General features: G+C 72.4%; 12 protein-coding genes and 1 pseudogene. 8 read left to right on the forward strand and 5 right to left on the reverse strand.

The window, feature by feature from the left end; translation table 11 throughout:
* Positions 1-256: pseudogene (locus IG64_RS34560) on the forward strand (TetR family transcriptional regulator); the annotation flags it as partial.
* A 723-nt stretch (positions 257-979) separates the two neighbouring features.
* Here the strand turns inward: IG64_RS34560 and IG64_RS34565 are convergent.
* Together IG64_RS34565 and IG64_RS34570 are read right to left on the reverse strand one after the other, a co-directional pair.
* Positions 980-1813, reverse strand: a complete 834-nt coding sequence (locus IG64_RS34565) for an SDR family NAD(P)-dependent oxidoreductase (protein ID WP_037863756.1) — start codon at positions 1811-1813, stop codon at positions 980-982.
* Between the two features lie 302 nt (positions 1814-2115).
* Positions 2116-2952 carry an alpha/beta fold hydrolase gene (locus IG64_RS34570; protein WP_037863758.1) on the reverse strand — a complete coding sequence of 279 codons (837 nt, stop codon included), beginning with the start codon at positions 2950-2952 and terminating at the stop codon, positions 2116-2118.
* A 287-nt stretch (positions 2953-3239) separates the two neighbouring features.
* Here IG64_RS34570 and IG64_RS38025 point away from each other — a divergent pair, with 287 nt between their 5' ends.
* The 3 genes from IG64_RS38025 (at position 3240) to IG64_RS34585 (ending at position 10197) form a co-directional block, all read left to right on the forward strand.
* On the forward strand, positions 3240-7319 hold the full coding sequence (locus IG64_RS38025; protein ID WP_063758865.1) for an RICIN domain-containing protein: 4080 nt from the start codon (positions 3240-3242) through the stop codon (positions 7317-7319).
* A gap of 270 nt (positions 7320-7589) precedes the next feature.
* Positions 7590-8381, forward strand: coding sequence for a response regulator transcription factor (locus IG64_RS34580; RefSeq protein ID WP_078884386.1), 792 nt, complete (start codon positions 7590-7592; stop codon positions 8379-8381).
* On the forward strand, positions 8371-10197 hold the full coding sequence (locus tag IG64_RS34585) for a sensor histidine kinase (protein WP_037863760.1): 1827 nt from the start codon (positions 8371-8373) through the stop codon (positions 10195-10197). Before IG64_RS34580 ends, IG64_RS34585 begins: the two co-directional genes overlap by 11 nt.
* On the opposite strand, the gene IG64_RS34590 is transcribed toward IG64_RS34585, so the two are convergent.
* Together IG64_RS34590 and IG64_RS34595 are read right to left on the reverse strand one after the other, a co-directional pair.
* Positions 10198-11631, reverse strand: coding sequence for a M1 family metallopeptidase (locus tag IG64_RS34590; RefSeq protein WP_037863763.1), 1434 nt, complete (start codon positions 11629-11631; stop codon positions 10198-10200). It abuts the gene before it with no gap.
* A complete protein-coding gene (locus tag IG64_RS34595; RefSeq protein ID WP_037863765.1) occupies positions 11628-12530 on the reverse strand; it encodes a M20/M25/M40 family metallo-hydrolase in 903 nt (300 codons plus the stop codon). Before IG64_RS34595 ends, IG64_RS34590 begins: the two co-directional genes overlap by 4 nt.
* 197 nt (positions 12531-12727) lie before the next feature.
* Between IG64_RS34595 and IG64_RS34600 the strand changes: the two genes are divergently transcribed.
* Genes IG64_RS34600 through IG64_RS34615 form a run of 4 tightly spaced genes read left to right on the forward strand, consistent with a single transcriptional unit; the run spans position 12728 to position 16404 of the window.
* The gene (locus tag IG64_RS34600) at positions 12728-13360 is read left to right on the forward strand and encodes a hypothetical protein (protein WP_051813677.1); all 633 of its coding nucleotides are present in this window, start codon (positions 12728-12730) and stop codon (positions 13358-13360) included.
* Positions 13344-14432 carry a hypothetical protein gene (locus tag IG64_RS34605; RefSeq protein WP_037863769.1) on the forward strand — a complete coding sequence of 363 codons (1089 nt, stop codon included), beginning with the start codon at positions 13344-13346 and terminating at the stop codon, positions 14430-14432. Before IG64_RS34600 ends, IG64_RS34605 begins: the two co-directional genes overlap by 17 nt.
* Complete coding sequence (locus IG64_RS34610) at positions 14429-15157, forward strand: ABC transporter ATP-binding protein (RefSeq protein WP_037863771.1); 729 nt, start codon at positions 14429-14431, stop codon at positions 15155-15157. Before IG64_RS34605 ends, IG64_RS34610 begins: the two co-directional genes overlap by 4 nt.
* Positions 15154-16404: an ABC transporter permease gene (locus IG64_RS34615; RefSeq protein WP_051813679.1), complete on the forward strand. Its 1251-nt coding sequence runs from the start codon at positions 15154-15156 to the stop codon at positions 16402-16404. The genes IG64_RS34610 and IG64_RS34615 overlap by 4 nt, the downstream gene beginning before the upstream one ends.
* Before the next feature lie 449 nt (positions 16405-16853).
* Here IG64_RS34615 and IG64_RS34620 read toward each other — a convergent pair whose 3' ends face one another.
* Positions 16854-19184 (reverse strand): ATP-binding protein, encoded by a 2331-nt coding sequence (locus IG64_RS34620; RefSeq protein ID WP_063758866.1) that lies wholly within the window; start codon positions 19182-19184, stop codon positions 16854-16856.
* Positions 19185-19364 lie beyond the last annotated feature (180 nt).

Below are 19364 nucleotides of genomic sequence, written 5' to 3' on the forward strand. Positions count from 1 at the left end.
CGACGCCGTACGCGAACGCCGCGACCGCTCCGTCCAGGAGGTCGACACCTTCCTGCACCGCGCCACCGACGAAGGCCTCCTCCGCCCCGACCAGCCCGAAGGATGGGCCGGGCCGCTGCTGCCCGAGCTGATCCAGCTGGCCGCCCGCCGGCAGACACACCTCAGCGCCGCCCGGGCCGCCGACGTGGTGGTCAGCACCTACCTGAACGGAATCGGACGGCCGCGGGCACACGGCCGGGACGGCGCCCTCGCGTGAGGAGGCTCGCGGTGGTGGAGACACGTCCGCACCGGCGGACGGAGTCAGCACCGGTGCGGAGAGTCGGGACGCGGCGGAGGGCCAGGGGCGCGGCGGGCGGATTCGGAGCCGTGGCGTCGAGTCAAGGGCATGACGTCGAGTCAGGGGTGCGGCGGACCGAGTCAGCGGCGTGGCGTCGAGTCAAGGGCATGACGTCGAGTCAGGGGCGCAGCGGACCGAGTCAGCGCCGTGGCGTCGAGTCAAGGGCATGACGTCCAGTCAGGGGCGCAGCGGACCGAGTCAGCGCCGTGGCGTCGAGTCAAGGGCGCGGCGGACCGAGTCAGGGGCGTGACACCGAGTCAGCGGCGCGGATGGCGGCGGTCGTGACGGGACGGCCCCGAAGAAGACGGCCTGAAAAACGGCGGCCACGGAGGAAGACGGCCCCCGAGTGACGGCCACGGACAAGGCCGCCCCGGGCGAGACGGCCGAGCACGAGACGGCCCGCGCGCGAAGCGGCGCCGGGCGAGACGGCCCGCGCGGCAACGCCGCCCCGGGAGCCTGGGCTCACGTGCGGCGGCTGGGCTCACCCGCCGGGCGGCACCACCCGTCGACCAGCACCGTCGCCGAACGGCACCACCGTCGACCAGCACCGTCGCCGACCAGCACCGCCCGCCGAGCCGCCGCGGGTGAGCCGCCGCGGGTGAGCCGGCCGGCCGCGACCTCGGCGAGCGGCCGGTCGAAACCTCAGCGAGCGGCGGAGACGGTGACGTCGTGCCAGTGCGCGTCGCTGGCCGCCAGGTCCCGTGCGTTGCTCTCGGCCACATGGGCGGCGTCCACGCCGAGCAGGAGGCGCACCGGGGCGTCCTCGCGCCCCGCCAGGTCCCGGACGATCTCGGCGACGCGGCGCGGCTCGGACGACGGCAGCTGCGAGGCGGCCTCCCCGGAGCGGAGCATGTCGAGGAAGGCGCCCACCGTCTGCCGGTAGGGCTCGCTGACCGGCGGCACGGTCATGGACGACCCGGCCCAGTCGGTGTTCATGCCGCCCGGTTCCAGGGCGGTGACCTTGATGCCGAGCGGAGCGACCTCCTGGGCCAGGACCGTGGAGAACCCGCTGACCGCCCACTTCGCGCTCTGGTAGGCGGCCAGTCCGGGAGTGGTGACCCGGGCGCCGACCGAGGAGACCTGGATGATGTGGCCGGATCCCTGTTCGCGCAGGGCCGGGAGCACGGCCTTGGTGACGTGCACGACCCCGTAGAAGTCCGTGTCGATCTGCGCGCGGAAGTCCTCCAGCGTGACGTCCTCGACGGAGGCCATGTCGGCGTAGCCGGCGTTGTTGACCACGACGTCCAGCCGGCCGAAGCGCTCCAGGCCCTGCCGGACCGCCCGGACCACCTCGTCGTTGCGCGCGACGTCCAGCTGAACGGGCAGCACCCGTTCGCCGTACCGGGTGACGAGGTCGCCGAACCGTGCGGTGTCACGGGCCGTGGCGACCACACGGTCACCGGCCTCCAGGGCGACCTCCACGATCGCGCGGCCCAGACCGCGCGAGCCGCCGGTGACGAACCAGACCTTGGACATGTGCTGTTCCTTCCCCGTCCGGGGGAGCGCGCGCCGATCGGGGGCGCGCACCGCGCCTGCCGGACTGCTTGAATATGTACGTTTTTCAGGTACGTGCTGTCAGGTATGTGCGGACCGCCGCACGGTCCGGGCGGCACACCACCGCGCGGCCCGTCCGCACGAGGCACGGCCGGGCCGCGTGGCAGCGCAGGAGCGGCCGGACCGGGCCGTGCGCCGGGCCTGCCGCCCCCGGTCCGCCGGCCGTCCGGCGAGGAACGCTCCCCGCCCGCCGGTCGCGCGGCGGGGAACGCCCTGTCTGCCGGTTACTTGGCGAGGAAGGCGAGCAGCGCCTCGTTGACCTCGGCGGCGTGGGTCCACAGCAGGCCGTGCGGGCCGCCCTCGACCTCTACGTAGTCGGCGGCGGGCAGCGCCTTGTGGAAGGGCCGCGCGGTGGCCTCGACCGGCAGGATGCGGTCGGCGGTGCCGTGCAGGATGAGGGCCGGGACGTCGACCTTCGGGATGTCGGCGCGGAAGTCCGTGCCCCAGGTCAGCGGCGCGGCGGCGGCCGCGTACGCACCGCCGCCCGCGGCCACGTTCCAGCTGTTGCGGACGGCCTCCTCGCTGATGCGGGTGCCCAAGGTGTCGTCCAGGTTGTAGAAGTCCTTGTAGAACTCGGTGTAGTAGGCGTACCGGTCGGCCTTCACCGTCCGGGACACCTCCTCGAAGAACTCGGCGGGCGCCGCACCGTCGGGGTTCTCCTCGTTCTTGACGAGCCAGGGCTCCAGCGAGGCCAGGAAGGCCACCTTGGCGACCCGCGCGGTGCCGTAGGTTCCGACGTAGCGGGCCACCTCGCCGGTGCCCATGGAGAAGCCGACGAGGACGGCGTCCGTAAGGCCGAGCGTCTCCATGACCGTGTTCAGGTCGGCGGCGAAGGTGTCGTAGTCGTAACCGGTGGTGGGCCGGCTGGACTGCCCGAAACCGCGGCGGTCGTAGGTGATGACGCGGTAGCCGGCGTCGAGCAGCGCCGCGGTCTGCTTCTCCCAGGAGGCGCCGCTGAGCGGGAATCCGTGGATGAGGACGACCGGCTGTCCGGTGCCGTGGTCCTCGTAGTACAGGTCGATGTCGGTGGTGTTCTCCTGGCCGACCGTGATGAACGCCATGGGTGTTCCCTTCGATACGCGATGCGCCGGCGGTGGCGCCGGCCGGGCTCCGTCCGCACGGTGCCGGGCCGCTCTTCGAGGATGGGGGTTCGCGGCCAGGGCGGTATCGGTCTGATGACTCACGATTTCGGCGGCGGCCGGGCACCGTGACCCGCCGGGCGGGCGGCGCCCCCAGTCAAATGACGCAACCGTCCTGTCCCGCGGCACGTACCCGCGCAGGTCAGCACGTGTCGGACGTTCGCGAGGCGGATGTGAACCCGCGCGTGCACGCACACGTTGCACGAGGTGTGAGAGAGATTACACAGGCCTCCCGAGGGCGGCCCCGCGCAGCACTCCGGGCGGCTCTGCTGCCGGGCACGCTGACCGCCCTCGTCCTGGCGGCCCTGCCGCCCGCCTCCGCGGCCGGCGCCGGTACGGCCGCCACCGCCCGGACCGCCACCGCGCGGACCGCCACCACCACGACGGCCTGGCAGAACGGCGCCTTCCAGGTGGACCGGGCCGATGTCGTGCGCCGCTCGGACGTGGTGCTGGGCAGGCCCGGCACCGAGCCGGCCGAGTCGATGCCGCTGGGCAACGGCGTACTGGGCGCCGCGGTCTGGGCCGCGAACGGGTTCACGGCCCAGCTCAACCGCGCCGACACCTTCCCGGACCGCAAGTCGCCCGGGCAGGTGTCCGTCCCGGGGCTGAAGGCGCTGACCGGGGCCGACGACTTCTCCGCCCGGCTCGACCTGTACGACGGTGTGCTCAGGGAGAGCGGCGGCGGGATGACGGCGACCGTCTACACCCGCGCGGACCGCGACGAGCTGGTGGTGGACGTCACCGGCGCCGATCCGGACACCCCGCAGACGGTGGACGGGGACCTGTGGGACGGCCGGTCGCCCTCGGCCGCCGCCTCGGGGCCGGTCGCCGCACTCGCCGAGACCTGGCAGGACTCCGGCACCGGCGGCACCGGCGACACGTACGGCAGTCTGCTCGCGGTCACGGCCTCGGGCCGCGAGGTGACGTCCTCCGTCCGTGACGGGGACTCCGTGCGGGTGTCGTTCAAGCCCGCCGCCGACGGCAGCTTCCGGGTCGTCGTGGCCGCGCCCCACTGGGCGGGCGGCGACGCCACCGCGGCGGCCGCGTCCTACCTCGGCGGCGACGCCACCGCGCCGGGCGCGAGCCTGCTCGATCCGCACCTGGCCTGGTGGCACGACTTCTGGTCGAGGACCGGGACGATGAAGATCGAGTCGGCGGACGGCACCGGGCCGTACATCGAGAACCTGCGCACGGTCCACCTCTACCAGGCGGCGGCGAGCAACCGGGGCAGCCTCCCGGGCACCCAGGCGGGAGTGGCGGACCTGTTCGCCTTCTCCCGCGACGAGCACGACTGGTCCCCGGCGAGCTACTGGTGGTGGAACCTGCGGATGCAGGCCGCCGCCAACCTCACCTCGGGCGCCGGGCAGCTCAACACGCCGTTCTACCGGCTCTACACGTCGAACCTGGCCGCCATCGAGGCGTGGACGAAGGACCACATGCCCGGGCACACGGGCGCATGCGTCCCGGAGACGATGCGCTTCAACGGCAACGGCTACTTCGACGGCGGCACCGACAACGCCTCCTGCGAGGCGAGCGTGACCTCGTACAACGCGCAGACGGTCAGTACCGGCGCGGAGGTGTCCCTGGCGCTGTGGCAGCAGTACCGGACCACCGGCGACCTGGCGTTCCTCCAGGAGGCCTACCCGTTGATGCGCTCCAGCGCCCGGTTCCTGCTGTCGTACGCCACCACCGGCGCCGACGGCCTGCTGCACACCCGGGCCAACGCGCACGAGACGCAGTGGGACGTCGAGGAGCCCGTCACGGACGTCGCCGCGATGCAGGCGCTGTTCCCCGTGGTGGTCTCGGCGGCGAAGGCCCTCGGCACCGACGCGGACCTCGTCACGCAGCTCACGGCCGCGCAGAAGAAGCTGCCGCCCCTGCCGCGCACGGACGCCGCGACCCATACCAAGGTCCTCGGCCCGGACGCGGACGCCTCGGGGGACGACGTCATCGCCGTCTCCGCCGAGCCGGCCGCGCCCACGCACAACTCGGAGAACCTGGACCTGGAGCCGGTCTGGCCCTACGGCCTGATCGGCGACTCGGGCGACCTGCACGCGCTGGCCGACCGGACCTTCGAGCACCGCCGGTACCCGAACGACGCCAACTGGAGCTTCGACGCCCTCCAGGCGGCCCGCCTCGGCAAGGCGGACGCGGTCGAGGAGGGGCTGCTCTACAACGTGACCAACCAGCTGTACCCCTCCGGCCTCGCCAGCAACAACAACGTGCTGCGCGGGAACGAGCCGTACAGCGAGAGCGGCGGGGTCATCGCCGCCGCGGTGAACGAGGCACTCGTGCAGGACTACGACGACGTGCTGCGCATCGCCCCCGCCGTCCCGGCTGACTGGGACGTGGACGGCACGGTGACCGTCCACGACGGCGCGAAGGTGGACGTGCAGACGCGCGGTGGCACACCGGTGACCGTGGTCCTCGAAGCCGGGCGGGACGCCTCCTTCGTCACCCGCAACCCCTGGCCCGGTCAGCCGGCCGGGGTGGTGGACGCCGCCGACGGCAGCACGGTCGTGCCGTTCTCCACCGGCGCGCAGTTCACCCTGCCCGCCCGCGCCGGGCACGCCTACCTGATCGAGCGCCAGTCGGCGCCCGTCACCTCGCTCCCCTTCCAGCAGGTGGGCGGCGTGCCCGCGGTGCTGCCCCGGCACCTGGGCAGGACGTCGATCGGCCTGGACTTCCCGGTCTCCCCCGCGCCCGCCGGACCCGTCGGCACCCTCGCGGCGGTCGGCGACACCTGTGTGCGGCACGCGGGCGGCCTGGCCAACGGCACCGCGGTGCAGACCGGCGTCTGCGACGGGAGCGCCGACGAGCAGTGGATCGCGGGCCGGGACGGCTCGCTGTGGGTGCAGGGCAAGTGTGCGATGCCCGCGGGCCGCGGCTCGGCGCCCGGCACCGCCCTGGTGCTGGCGGCCTGCGACGGCTCCGCGGTCCAGCAGTGGCGGGCGGGCTCCGGCCGCACCCTGGTCAACCAGGCCTTTGGACTCTGCGCCGAGGTGCGCGGATCGGCGACCGCGGACGGCACTCCGCTGGTCACCCGCGCCTGTGACACCTCGGTGACCGGTCAGCGGTTCGACCCGCCCACGGCCCCCGCCGGGCCGCGCGGGCACCTCACCGGCATCGGCGGCATGTGCGCCGACTCGGCCGGCGGCAGCGCGGCACCGGACACCCGGCTCCAGCTGAACACCTGCGGCACCGCCGAGTCCCAGCAGTGGACGGTGGCCCAGGACGGCACGCTGCGCCTGTTCGACTCGCGCTGCATGACGCCCGAGGGCGGCGGCACCGCGGACAACGGGACACCGGTGGTACTGGAGATCTGCGACGGCTCGGCGGCGCAGCGGTGGCACGCGGGACCCGACGGCGGCGTGGTGAACGACCTGTCCGGCCGCTGCCTGGACGTCAAGGACACCTCCTCGGCCGTGGGTGCGCTCATGTGGCTGTGGAACTGCGGACCGGTCACCGACGCCAAGGTGTGGCAGCTGCCCACCGTGCAGGGGCCCACCGGCCGGATCGCCGGCTACGGCGGCAAGTGCGCCGACCTGGCGGGCTCCGGCGCCACCGACGCGCCCGGCACGCAGGTGCAGTTGAACACCTGCGGCACCGGCACCTCGCAGCAGTGGACCCTCGCCCCGGACGGCACGGTGCGCGTCCTCGGCCGGTGCATGGCCCTCAGCGGCGGCGGCACCGCGAACGGCACCCGTGCCGTGCTGGCCGCCTGCGACGGCTCGTCCGCCCAGCAGTGGCAGCCGGCCGCCGACCACGGGCTGGTGTCGAAGAAGTCGGGCACGTGTCTGGACGCCACGGGACCCAGCTCGGCCAACGGCACCCCGTTGCAGATCTGGGCCTGCGCGGGCTCGGACAACCAGCGCTGGCAGGTGCCGGCGCCGGGCCCTGCCGGACGGGTGACGGGCATCGGCGGCAAGTGCGTGGACCTGGCGGGCGCCGGATCCACCAACGCGGCCGGTACGCAGGTGCAGTTGAACACCTGCGGCACGGGCGTCTCCCAGCAGTGGTCCGTCGCCCGGGACGGCACGCTGCAGACGCTCGGCGACTGCATGGGGGTGTCCGGCGACGGCACCGCCAGCGGCACCCCGGTCGTCCTCCAGGTGTGCAACGCCTCGGCCGGACAGAAGTGGACGCCGCGATCCGACGGCACCCTGGTCAACTCCCTGTCCGGGCGGTGCCTGGACGCGACCGGCGCGAGTTCGGCGAACGGCACCAGGCTCCAGATCTGGACCTGCGCGGGTTCCGCGCAGCAGACCTGGCGGCTGCCCGCGAGCTGAGAGCCGGAGCGGCCCGCCCGGAGCCCCCCGGGTTCCGGGCGGGCCGGCCGCTCGCCGCCCGCACCGCGGGCCGGACCGGCAGCCACCGCTCGGGCAGTTCCGGGCCGTCGGCCCGTGCTGCACGCCGCGCGTCGCCATCAGCCGCGCGTCCCACGTGGCCCACGCCCGAATGTCAGGAAGTCGTCGTGTTCCTGTCGTGGTCCGGTGCTCCTTGCCGTGATCCGCCGCGACGGCGGGGCCGCGCCGCCGCGCACTTCCTACGATGGCCACATGTGTGCGTATGTGCTGCTTGCCGACGACGACCCCAAACAGACCGATCTCATCCGGCGCTACCTGGAGGGAGAGGGCCACACGGTCGGTGCCGTCCATGACGGGCGGGCCGCCCTGGAGGAGGCCAGGCGGCGGATGCCCGACCTCCTGGTACTGGACTGGATGATGCCCCGCACGGACGGCCTGGACGTGTGCCGGGTGCTGCGCGGGGAGTCCGACGTGCCGGTCCTGATGCTCACCGCCCGCGCGGAGGAGGACGACCTGCTGCTCGCCCTCGACCTCGGTGCGGACGATTACATGACGAAACCGTGCAGCCCGCGCGAACTGGTCGCCCGCGTCCGAACTCTGCTCAGACGGACCGGCCGCACGGCCGCCCCCGGCAGCACTCCCGCTGCGGTTCCCGGCGCCGCCGCGCCCGCGCCGGTCTTCGTGGTCGGCTCGCTGGTGGTCGACCCGGCCCGCTTCGAGGTCCGGGTGGACGGCCGCGCGGTCGTCTGCACACCCGGCGAGTTCCGGGTGCTGGAGATGCTGGTGTCGGCTCCCGGCCGGGTGTTCACCAGGAAACAGGTTCTGGAACATCTGCACGGCATCGACCGGTATGTCACCACACGGACGGTTGACGGACACGTCATGAACCTGCGCCGCAAGATAGAACGCGACCCCACCCGCCCCGAACGGCTGCTCACCGTCTACGGAGTCGGCTACAAGATCGCCGAGGTCCGCGGCGAGACACCCGCCGGCCGCCGCCCCGCGCACCCCGCCGACCGCGGAACCGGCTCCCGTGCGCGGTGACATACCGCTGCGCCGCAGCCTGCGGGCGCGGCTGCTGGGACTCTCCGCGCTGGTCTCCCTCTGCTCGATCGCCGCGACGGCCTGGCTGGTCGCCAGCCTCACCGCCGTCGCGATCGGCCGCGAACACGGCCAGGTCCTCGCCGACGACGCACGCATCTACGACACGCTCGTCGGCTACGCGGCCACCCACACCGACTGGGACGGGGCGGGGCAGACGGTCCACGCCCTGGCCCGGCAGACCGGCCGCCGGATCACTCTCACCGACCAGGACCGCCGCGTGCTGGCGGACTCCGGGGACGGTACCCGCCGAGCGGCCGGATCGCTGCCCACTACGGCGTCGGCGACCGTCGACCCGCTGGCCGTGGACAGCGCCCTCGCCCCGCGCCGCGACGGCGCCCGGTCCGACGGCATCGATCCGCGCGCCGTCGGCCCCTTCCGGCTGCCCGGCAAGGAGAAGGCCGAACTGGACGCCGTCGCCGACCGCGTGGCCGCCTGCGTACGCTCCACCGGACGGTTGTCCGGCGTCGAGATCACCCGGCAGCCCAACGGACGGCCCGAAGTCGAGTTCGACGGCCAGGCCCTCGAGACCGGCGACCGCTGCGCGTCCAGCGGCCTGCACCGGCTCACACCCACGGAGTCCAAGGCGCTCACCCAGCTCGGCCGACTCGTCAACGACTGCCTCACCGGCCGCCACGCCCCGCGCATCCAGCTCGCCGCCGACCTGGCCTGGGCCCCCTCCACCCGGCGCGGCGCGCCGGACAGCCGGGCGGTGACGACCTGTCTCACCACCGCTCGCCGCGAACAGCTCGCTCCCTACGTGGCCTCCCCCGTGCTGCTCTTCGCCACCGCGCCCGACCAGAAGATCGCCACCTTCTTCGACCTCTCCGGCGCCAACCGCACCCGGATCTCGGGTGCCGCCGTCGCCGTTCTGCTGGTCACCGTGACCGTCACGTTCGTCGCCGGCACCCGCATGGTGAGGCCGCTGCGCGCCCTGACCGGCGCCGCCCAGCGGATGGCGGAGGGCGACCAGAACGCACGCGTCGAGGTGAGCGGCGGCGACGAGTTCGGCAGGCTGGCCGCCGCGTTCAACCTGATGGCGAGCAGACGGCAGCAGCTGGAGGAGATGCGGCGGGCTCTGGTGAGCGACGTCGCCCACGAACTGCGCGGACCGCTCGGCAACGTCCGGGGCTGGCTGGAGGCCGTCGAGGACGGTGTGGTCCCTGCCGACGAGAGCGTCGTCTCCTCGCTGCTGGAGGAGGCGATGCTGCTCCAGCACATCATCGACGACCTGCGTGACCTCGCCGCGGCCGACGCCGGCGCGCTCAGACTGCACCCGGAGGATGTCGACGCGGCCGCGCTGCTCGCCCAGGTCGCCCGCGCCCACCGGGCCGGAGCCGCTGCCGCCGGTGTGGACCTGCGGGTGCGGGCCGGGCAGGTCCCCGCCCTGTACGCCGATCCCGTACGGCTGCGCCAGGCGGTCGGGAACCTGGTGTCCAACGCCGTACGGCACACACCCGCGGGCGGAACGGTCACCCTGTCCGCCGAAGTGGAGGGCGACGAGGCGGTGTTCGCCGTCGAGGACACCGGATCCGGAATCGGCGCCGAGGAGCTGCCCAAGGTCTTCGACCGGTTCTGGCGTGCGGACAAGTCCCGCAGCAGGCAGAGCGGCGGCAGCGGTCTCGGCCTGTCCATCGTCCGCAAACTCGCCGAGGCACACGGTGGCACCGCGAACGCGACGAGCGTGCCCGGTGCGGGATCGGTCTTCTCGCTGCGGCTGCCGGCCGGCCCCCGCGGTGCCGGGGGCCGGGACGGCTGATCAGGCGTGCGGGCGGGCGGCCCGCGGGGCCGTGGCCAGGGAGCCCGGATACAGGTACCGGTCCGGCGGGATCACGGTGCTGTGCGCCCACGCCGTGAAGAAGCCGCGCAGGTCCTGGTGGGACAGCTCGTCCGCCAGGATCTCGAACTGCGGCCAGGACGCGTTGCCGTAGCGGTGCGCGGACTGCCACTGCCGCAGGATCCGGAAGAACACGTCGTCACCCACCGTGCGCCGCAGGGCGTGCAGCATCAGCGGACCCCGTTCGTACAGGGCGGGGTCCAGCTCCCGCCCGGCACCAGGGTCGTACAGCGGGACGCGCCAGTAGTCCGGGTCGGCGCGGTTCTCCTCGACCTCCGGCCCGTAGAAGTCGTGGTCGAGGTCGGCGCCCCCCTGGTGCTCGTTCCAGAGCCACTGGGCGTACGAGGCGAAGCACTCGGCGACGCAGCCGTCCCGCCAGTCCGTGAACGACACGCTGTCGCCGAACCACTGGTGGGCCAGCTCGTGCGCCATCGCCACGTCGAACAGGCCCACGTCGTACGTCGGACGGCTCTGCGTCTCCAAGTCGGGGGCCTGCCTGGCCTGCCTGGCGCGTGATGAGGTGACGATGGCTCCGGCCGAGGAGAACGGGTACGGGCCGAACCGGGAGGAGAGGAAGCCGAGGATCTTCTTCTGAAGCGCCTCGGCCTCCGCGTCCACGATCGTGCCGGGCCCGATGGCGTTGACCACCGGGGTGCCGTCGTCCAGCGTGTCGGTGTGCACCGTGAACCGGTCGACAGCCATGGTGCTGGCGTAGGTGACCAGCGGCCTGTCCTCGTACCAGCGGAAGGTGCGGTGGCCCGCGCCGTCGTCGGTCACCGGGCCGGGCCGCCCGTTGCCGACGACGGTCCAGCCGTCCGGGACCGTCGCCGTCAGCCGAAAGGTCGCCTTGTCGGACGGGTGGTCGTTGGCCGGATACCAGGCCGTGGCCGCGTGCGGTTCACCGATGACCGACACACCGCCGTTGGCCAGGGGGATCCAGCCGTCGCCGACCGGCTTGCCCGCGTACCGTACGCGCACCGAGAAAGGGGCTCCCTTGCGCAGCCGCCGGGCCGGGGTGACGACGAGTTCGTGTGCGCCCTCGCGTGTCACCGCGTCAGCCTTCAGCCCGTCGACGGTGACCGAGGAGACGTCGAAGCCGGCCAGGTCCAGATGGAAGCGGTCCAGGTCCCCCAGGGCGCGCGCGGTGACCGTGGTGTCGCCGTCCAGATGGTCGGGGCGGGCCGGGTCGTAGACGACACGCACGTCGTACTGAGCGACGTCGTAACCGGAGTTGCCGTCGTCGGGATAGTAGGGGTCGCCCACACCGGACCCGCCGTCGGCCGCTGAGGCAGGTGCCAGAGAGGTGAGCACGCACAGGGCGAGCGCGGCGAGCGGAGGGATCAGACGGCGCTTCATCGGCGGTCCTGGGCGAGCGCGAGGTTCCAGGTCACATCGAGCACGGCGTTCGTGCTGAGTGTCAGCACGTCCGGGTCCACGTTGTGGATGTCGTCGCAGGCGCTGTGGATGCAGTCGGAGATGCCGGTGGTGAAACCGGCCATGGGGATGCCGGCGGCGGCGAAGGACTGGTCGTCCGAGCCGGTGTTCCCGATGTCGAAGGTGGGGACCGACCGGGCCGCGAAGTACGCCTCGAACGCCTTGGTGGGCTCCACGGCGCCGGCGGCCCCGGCCGGGTCGTGGGTGACCAGCCACGTCGTGGTGTGCCGGGAACCGGCCTGGTCGAAGTTGAGGTAGCTGGTGATGGCGGAACGCTGGGCGGCAAAGAGGCTGTTCACATAGTGCGCCGACCCGAACAGGCCGCCCTCCTCCGCGCCCCACCATGCGAAGCGGAGGTGCCGGTCGGTGCGCGGGTGCGCGCGGGCCACGGCGACCGCGGTGGCCAGGACGGCGGCCGATCCCGACCCGTTGTCGTTGATGCCGGGACCCGCCTGGACGCTGTCCAGGTGCGCGCCCAGCATGAGGGTGTCACGGATGTCTCCGCCCGGCAGGTCGGCGATCAGGTTGTAGCCCGTGGCACCGTCGTGGGTGAACGGCTGGAGGACGGTGTGGTAGCCCGCCCGCTCGAGCACCCGTTTCACGTACGCCACGGACTCCCGGTAACCCGGGGTGCCGTGCGCCCGGTTGCCGCCGTTGCGGTCGGCGATGGCCTGGAACTCCTCCAGGTACGGCATGACACTCTGCGCGGTGACCGTCGGCGGATCCGGAACACCGGCGGCCGCACCGGCGGGAGCGGTGCCGAGCAGACCGGTACACAGCGCGGCGACGGCGATGCCGCGCAGCAGGTGGCGCGATGCCATGGGATCGCTCTCCTGTCGATAGGGGGCTTGACGGCCAGGACGGTAGGACGGAGATGTTCCGCGGCTGTCCTGTTCCGGTGAGGGAGTTGTCGGCGTCCGGTCGGCCGGTGCATCGATGCGAGGCGCCACCGCGGGGCGCACGGCACCGACAAGGGTTCCTGACAGTTTCCCGACACATCGTGCCGAGCATGGGACTCATGACCCACGTAGACCATTCCGGCCGCCGTCGTTCCCTGCCCGGCGCCGTCATCCTCCTCACGGGCGTCCTGCTGCTCACCGGCTGCGGCGGCGGGGGCGGCCCGGACGGCCCCGACGACAAGGACGGTTCGGCCCAGAAAGGTGTGGCGTCCCTGGAGAGCGGCGCCCCGGCCGGTACACCGAAGGCCGGTACCGGCGCGGGCGCCACGGCCTCCGACCCGGACGCGGGCCGCCCGCAACTGCGTCTGGACAGCACGGACGAGGAGCGGAACCGCTACTGGCACTACTACGCCACGTGTCTCAAGGACCACGGCCACAAGATGCTCACCATGCGCGGCCCGGACTCCATCGACGATACGGACAACAGCCCCGCCGCCAAAGCCGCCGAGCAGGCATGCAAGAACAAACTCCCCCTTCAGCCACCTGAGTTGGAACGCGAGACGAACCCGCACTTCGACGAGGAGTACCGGGCTTACGTCAAGTGTCTGAACCAGCACGGCCTCAAGGTCACCGCGCTGCCTGACAACTCCGGCTGGAACTACGACGAAGACAACACGGTCCACAGCAGCGCCGAGGTGCAGAAGCTGGACAAGGACTGCACGATGGAGGTGTTCGGTGGCAAGAAGAACTAAGGTCGCCGTCACACTGAGCGCCCTGCTGGTCGTCGGTGCCGCCGGCACCGGTGCGGTGACCTGGCGCAACACCCACACGGGCCGGGACACTGCAGCCGCAGCGCCCGCCCCGTCGCACACGGCCACGGTCACCAGGACCGATCTCTCCGACAGCCGCACCCTGCCGGGGACCCTCGGATACGGTAAGCCGCGCGTGCTCAAGGGCACCGGCCAGGGCACTGTCACCGAGGTACCGAAGCCGGGCGCCCGCGCGGCCAGGGGCACGGCCCTGTACCGGATCGACGACCGGCCCGTACCGGTCTTCTTCGGCGACACCCCCTTCTTCCGCACCCTGGACAAGACGGGCGTGCGGGGCCACGACGTGAGTGTGCTCGCCGACAACCTCGTCGCGCTCGGCTACGACATCGGGTCCGCCGCCACAGCGCAGAGCGGCGCCGGCGACGATGGCGCGTTGTTCACTCCGGCCCTCGCCGCCGCCCTCAAGCGATGGCAGCACGACACCGGGCAGCAGGCCACGGGCACCCTCGTCCCCGGCCGCGCCGTCGTCCTGCCCGGCGCGGTGCGCGTCGACACGGTCCAGGCACAGCCCGGCGACCCGGCCGACTCCCCGCTGTTCGCCTACACGGCCGCCGCCAAGGCCGTGACCGTGCCGGTCGCTGCCACCGACGTAGGCACCGTCAAGGCCGGCACCCGGGCGGGAATCACCCTGCCCGACGGCAGGACGATCCGCGGCAGGGTCACCGCGCTCGGCCGTACTGCCCAGGGCGGCACGGAGGGCGGGCAGCCGCAGACCGGGCCGGCCACCCTCGATGTGACCGTGGTCCCGGACCGGGCGAAGGACGTGCAGAGCCTCGACGCTGCGGCCGTACAGGTCAGATTCGACACCGTCACCCGCAAGGGCGTCCTCGCCGTCCCCGTGAGCGCGCTGGTCGCCCTGAAGGAGGGCGGATACGCCCTGCAACGCCCGGACGGCACCCTCGTCGCGGTGACCACCGGCATGTTCGCGGGCGGACAGGTCGAGGTGAGCGGCCAGGGAGTGACCGAGGGCAGCAAGGTGGTGACGGCCTCATGAGGACACCCGTCACGGACCCGTCCACCGCTCTCGCCGTCGGCCGCTCCGTCCTCGTCGTCGACGACGTCACCAAACGCCACCCCGGTGACGTCACCGCGCTCGACCATGTGTCGCTCGCCATCGACGAGGGTGAACTCGTCGCCATCGTCGGCCCGTCCGGGTCCGGGAAGTCGACGCTGCTGCACATCATGGGCACCCTGGACCGGCCGACGACCGGTACCGTGCGCGTCGCCGGACACGACGTCCGCACCCTGAGCGACCGCCGCCTGTCCGCGCTCCGCGCCCGGCTGCTGGGCTTCGTCTTCCAGCACTTCCACCTCACCGACGGGCTGGACGCCACGGAGAACGTCGCCACCGGACTGCTCTACGCGGGCGTTCCGCGCCGCAGCCGCCGCCCGCTCGCCCGGGAGGCCCTGGCCAGGGTCGGCCTGGAACACCGCGGATCCCATCTGCCGCAGCAACTCTCCGGGGGCGAGCGGCAACGCGTCGCCATCGCCCGCGCCCTGGTCAACCGGCCCGCGCTGGTGCTCGCCGACGAACCCACCGGCGCCCTGGACGCGGCCAACGGCGAGGCCGTCCTGGACCTGCTCACCGAACTGAACGCCCAGGGCACGACCATCGCCGTCATCACCCACGACCGCGACATCGCCGCCCGGCTGCCCCGCAGGGTGGAACTGCGCGACGGACGCGTCACGGCCGACACACGCGAGGTGAGCGCCGTATGAGCCGCGGAACGAGGGCCCGCGCAACGAGGATCCGCGGGGCGGGAAACCGCGGACCGCGCCCGGTCCGGCTGGCGTTCACCGACATCCTCCGGCTAGGCCTGCTCGGCATCCGCACCCGCGGCCCCCGGGCAGCGCTGTCCGCGCTCGGCATCTCCCTGGGCATAGCGACCCTCGTCGTCGTCACCGCCGTGCCCGCCTCCAGCAGGCAGGCCCTGTCGAACCAACTGAACGCGCTCGGCACGAACATGCTCCGCGTCGCCCCGCAGACGAACGCCGATCCGCCAGTGGTCCTACCCGAGACCGCCGACGCCATGGCCGCCCGCATCGGCCCCGTGACCCACGCGAGCGCCGTGGCCAACCTGCACAGGACCGTGCTGCGCTCCGACCGCGCCGACCCGGCCGACGCACCCGGCATCAGCGTCCTGGCCGCCCGCACCGGCCTGCTCGGCGCGGTCCACGGGAAGGTCGGCTCGGGATCGTTCCTCACCGCGACCACGGCACGGTTCCCGACGGTGGTCCTGGGCGCGCGTGCCGCCTCACGCCTCGGCTACGACCGGGTGCGCCCCGGCAAGGAGGCCGGGCAGGTCTACATCGGCGGGCGCTGGTTCACCGTCGTCGGCGTCCTCCAACCGCTGCCGCTCGCCCCCGACCTGGACAGCACCGTCCTGATCGGCTGGGACGCCGCCCGCGAGCAGTTCGGCTTCGACGGCCACCCCACCGTCGTCTACGTCACGGCCGTCGAGTCGCAGATCGAGAACGTACGCTCCGTGCTGCCCGCCACTGTCCACCCGCAGACGCCCGGCCTCGTCCAGGTCAGCCGTCCCTCGGACGCCCTGGCAGCCAAGCGCGCCACCGAGCAGACCTTCTCCGTGCTCCTCCTCGGCCTCGCGGGCGTCGCTCTCCTCGTCGGCGGTGTCGGCGTGGCCAACACCATGGTCGTCTCGGTCCTGGAGCGGCGCCGGGAGATCGGTCTGCGCCGCGCCCTGGGCGCCAGCCGCCGCCAGATCAGAGGGCAGTTCCTCGCGGAGTCGGTCGCCCTGTCCGCGCTGGGCGGCTGCGCCGGGACCCTGCTCGGCGCACTGGGCGCGGGCGGATACGTCCTGTACCAGTCGTGGCCAGTGGTGTTCCCGCCCCTCGCCCTGACCGGCGGAGTGCTCGGCGCGGTCGTCGTCGGCATGGCCGCCGGCCTGTACCCCGCCGTGCGCGCCTCCGGGCTGCCTCCCACCGAGGCGCTGGCCGCGGTCTGAGAGTTGCGGACAAAAGGGGAGTCCGGTCAGCTCGTGGCGTCCGGTGCGTGCGATCGCAAGGCGCCGGAAGGTCCTCGTAGCGGAGCCACCAGGGCCTTTCGGCAACGCCGCGAGCGTGCGTGCCGGGCGTCGCGAGCCGGGCGCCCCTTTTGTTCGCAACTCTGAGGCGACGGCCGGCGGTGGTGGCCCGACGGATGCGGAGAGTCACGCCTGTCCGTACTCCGTCGCGGCCGCCCGCTGCGACACCACCGCCACCGGGCACTGCGCCTGGCGCAACGACGCTCGTTCCGTACGCCCCGGTCGGAGCCCGAAACCGCCGCTCCCGCGCCGTTGCCCACGCCCACCAGATCGGCCGCGCGGCCGAACGGTCCACGAGCACCCGGTGCGCGGGACCGTTCCCGGCGCGTATGACATCAACGAAACCAGTTCTGCGGATCTGGGGTTTGCGTTCAGGGTGTGTCAGATGGGTGCTGCTCTGCCCTCGGTTTCGGGGACATCGCAGGGGCCGGGGGCTTCACCGTTCGCGTCTGGACGTCGACCCTGCTCGCGTCGGGACGTGTCAGGGACTGTGCCTTGTCCCGCATCTCATCGGCTCGTGCGACACGCAGACGGCCGAACAATTCGGCGGCCCGGTTCCAACTGGCCCGGGCTTGTTCGGTGTCGCCCCGTTCCAACTGGGCGGCTGCCAGCCCGTCCCAGGCTTCGGCCTCGCTGTAGTCATCCAGTACCTCTCTGAAAAGCCGCAGCGCCATCTCGTAGTTCGTGATGGCGGCATCGAGTTCGCCCAGGCGGTGTCGGGCCAGGCCGATGACGCACCAGGAGGCTGCCTCGCTACGGCGGTCCCCCACCTCCCGCAGCGCGACGATCGCCTCCTCGCTTGTGGCAATGGCCTTGTGGTAGTCGCCCAGGTTCGCGCGGCACCAGCCGACGTCGCTGAGGACGCGTGCAATCTTGTCCGGCTGGCCAAGCGAACGGTAGATGTCCAGGGAATTCTGCGCGTACCGCAGAGACTCGGCGAACCGCCTCTGCTGACCACACAAGCTAGCGAGATTCAGCTCGGACCGGGCGCGGTGTTCGTCGGGCAGCCGGTGCAGGTGTTTCAACAGTATATCTGCGGGTTCCTCGGCCTCCTCGATGTTGCCCGTCTCTGTCAGGGCGCGCGCCAGATTCGCGCAGCACCGGGCAATGCCGATCGGATCGTCCAGCGCGAGGGCCGCGTCCAGTGCGATGCGCTCGACGATGATCTCCTCCGACCATCGGCCCACGACCGTGTTGTAACCCACCCATTCCAGAACGAGGTCCACGCAATGGCGCAGCAGCCGGGGATCTTTGATGGCGCGCAGCACGGCGGCCACGGTGGGCTCCTCCTGCCGGTACCAGCCCAGCGCCTCCTCCCGGCCGTCCACCGCGACCAGGACGACACCCGCGGCCGGAGAACCCGGGAAGTCAGCCTTGTACCGGGACACATGCAGTCCGGCGGAGTAGGCGTTGTGACGGAGATAGTCCATGAGGCGGATCTCCGCCGCCAGACGGTCGTCCCCCTGCTGGACGAGGAGTTCGAGTGCATAGGCGCGCACCAGGTCGTGCAGCACGTAGCGGCCCTCGGCGTCGCGGGAGAGCAGGCTGGCGGAGACGAGTTGTCGCAGATGCCGACGAGCCCCCGCCACGTCGATGCCGGCGAGCGAGGCGGCGGCCTCGACCGATGCCGCCGAGCCAGGGTGGAGGGAGAGGTACCGGAACACCCGTGCCGTCTCGGCGGTCAGTGCCCGGTACGACCAGGAGAAGACGGCCCGGACATCGGCTCGGCCATCACCGGTCGACAGCGCGTCCAGCCGGGTCGCCTCCAGCTCAGGCAGGGCGAGAGACAGCGGCATCTCGGGCGTCACGCTCAGCTGGGCTCCGGCCACCGCGACCGCCAGCGGCAGATACCCGCACAGTTCCACCAGTCTGTCGGCCGCCGACGGTTCGGCTCGGCACCGCTCCTCGCCGATGCGTGCGGCCAGCGCCGCGAGCGCCTCCTGCCGCGTCCACACATCCAGACTGATCAGGGAGGCACCCTCCCGCGCGGCCAGTCCGGGCAGGCGGTTGCGTGAAGTGATGATCGTCAGGCACCCCCCGGCGGCGGGCAGCAGGGGCCTGACCTGCTCCTCGTCCCGGGCGTTGTCGAGGACGACGATCAGTCGGCGAGCCGCGGCCTGCTCTCGGAACATCGCGCAGCGTTCGGCGGTGTCGCGCGGGAGGTCCCCACTGGGCACACCCAGCGCATCGAGAAACTGCGCCAGCGCGTCCGCGGGGTCCAGCGGCCGCTCGGATTCCTCGAATCCGCGCAGGTTCACATACAGCTGACCGTCCGGGAATCGGTCGGCCACCTGGTGGGCCCAGTGCACCGCGAGCGCGGTCTTGCCGATTCCCGCGAGGCCTCCGATGGCCGTGACAACGACCTGTCCTCCTGTCCCCATGACCTGGGACATGACTCCGTGGATCGAGTTCAGCGCCTCTTCCCTGCCCCGGAAGATACCGAGGTCAGGCGGCAACTGCTGCGGCACCTGCGACACCCGTCGCGAGGACGCCTGGACCAAGCGCCGCCGGTCGGCCTCGTCGAGTTCCAGAGCGTCCATCAGTCCGCTCAGGGTCGCCCGCCGCGGCAGGCTCTGCCCCCGCTCCATGTCGCTGATGGCCCGCACACTCACACCGGACGCCTCGGCAAGACTCTCCAGGGTCAGCAGCGAACGTTGGCGCGCCTCGCGCAGCAACCGACCGAACGTCGTCCTATTGTCCATTCTCACCCCGCACTGTGGCCTGCCGCGTTCACCGTGGAGAGATGTCAGCACCTCGGACTGTCGCAAACGTACCAGTGCCGGAGCGAACAACGACATGGTCATCTCAGTTGATGAGCAGATCGCGGGCACGGCACACAGACGGCCGGAGAGGTACTCAGACAGAGCGCACCCGTCGGACGA

This window comes from Streptomyces sp. NRRL S-340 (assembly GCF_000720185.1).
Classification (GTDB): domain Bacteria; phylum Actinomycetota; class Actinomycetes; order Streptomycetales; family Streptomycetaceae; genus Streptomyces.

Coding starts and splice junctions, on each gene's coding strand:
- IG64_RS34600 (WP_051813677.1), top strand. CDS start 12,728: ATGACCCACGTAGACCATTCCGGCCGCCGTCGTTCCCTGCCCGGCGCC.
- IG64_RS34610 (WP_037863771.1), top strand. CDS start 14,429: ATGAGGACACCCGTCACGGACCCGTCCACCGCTCTCGCCGTCGGCCGC.
- IG64_RS34595 (WP_037863765.1), bottom strand. CDS start 12,530: ATGGCATCGCGCCACCTGCTGCGCGGCATCGCCGTCGCCGCGCTGTGT.
- IG64_RS34570 (WP_037863758.1), bottom strand. CDS start 2,952: ATGGCGTTCATCACGGTCGGCCAGGAGAACACCACCGACATCGACCTG.
- IG64_RS34615 (WP_051813679.1), top strand. CDS start 15,154: ATGAGCCGCGGAACGAGGGCCCGCGCAACGAGGATCCGCGGGGCGGGA.
- IG64_RS34580 (WP_078884386.1), top strand. CDS start 7,590: ATGTGTGCGTATGTGCTGCTTGCCGACGACGACCCCAAACAGACCGAT.
- IG64_RS34590 (WP_037863763.1), bottom strand. CDS start 11,631: ATGAAGCGCCGTCTGATCCCTCCGCTCGCCGCGCTCGCCCTGTGCGTG.
- IG64_RS34565 (WP_037863756.1), bottom strand. CDS start 1,813: ATGTCCAAGGTCTGGTTCGTCACCGGCGGCTCGCGCGGTCTGGGCCGC.
- IG64_RS34620 (WP_063758866.1), bottom strand. CDS start 19,184: ATGGACAATAGGACGACGTTCGGTCGGTTGCTGCGCGAGGCGCGCCAA.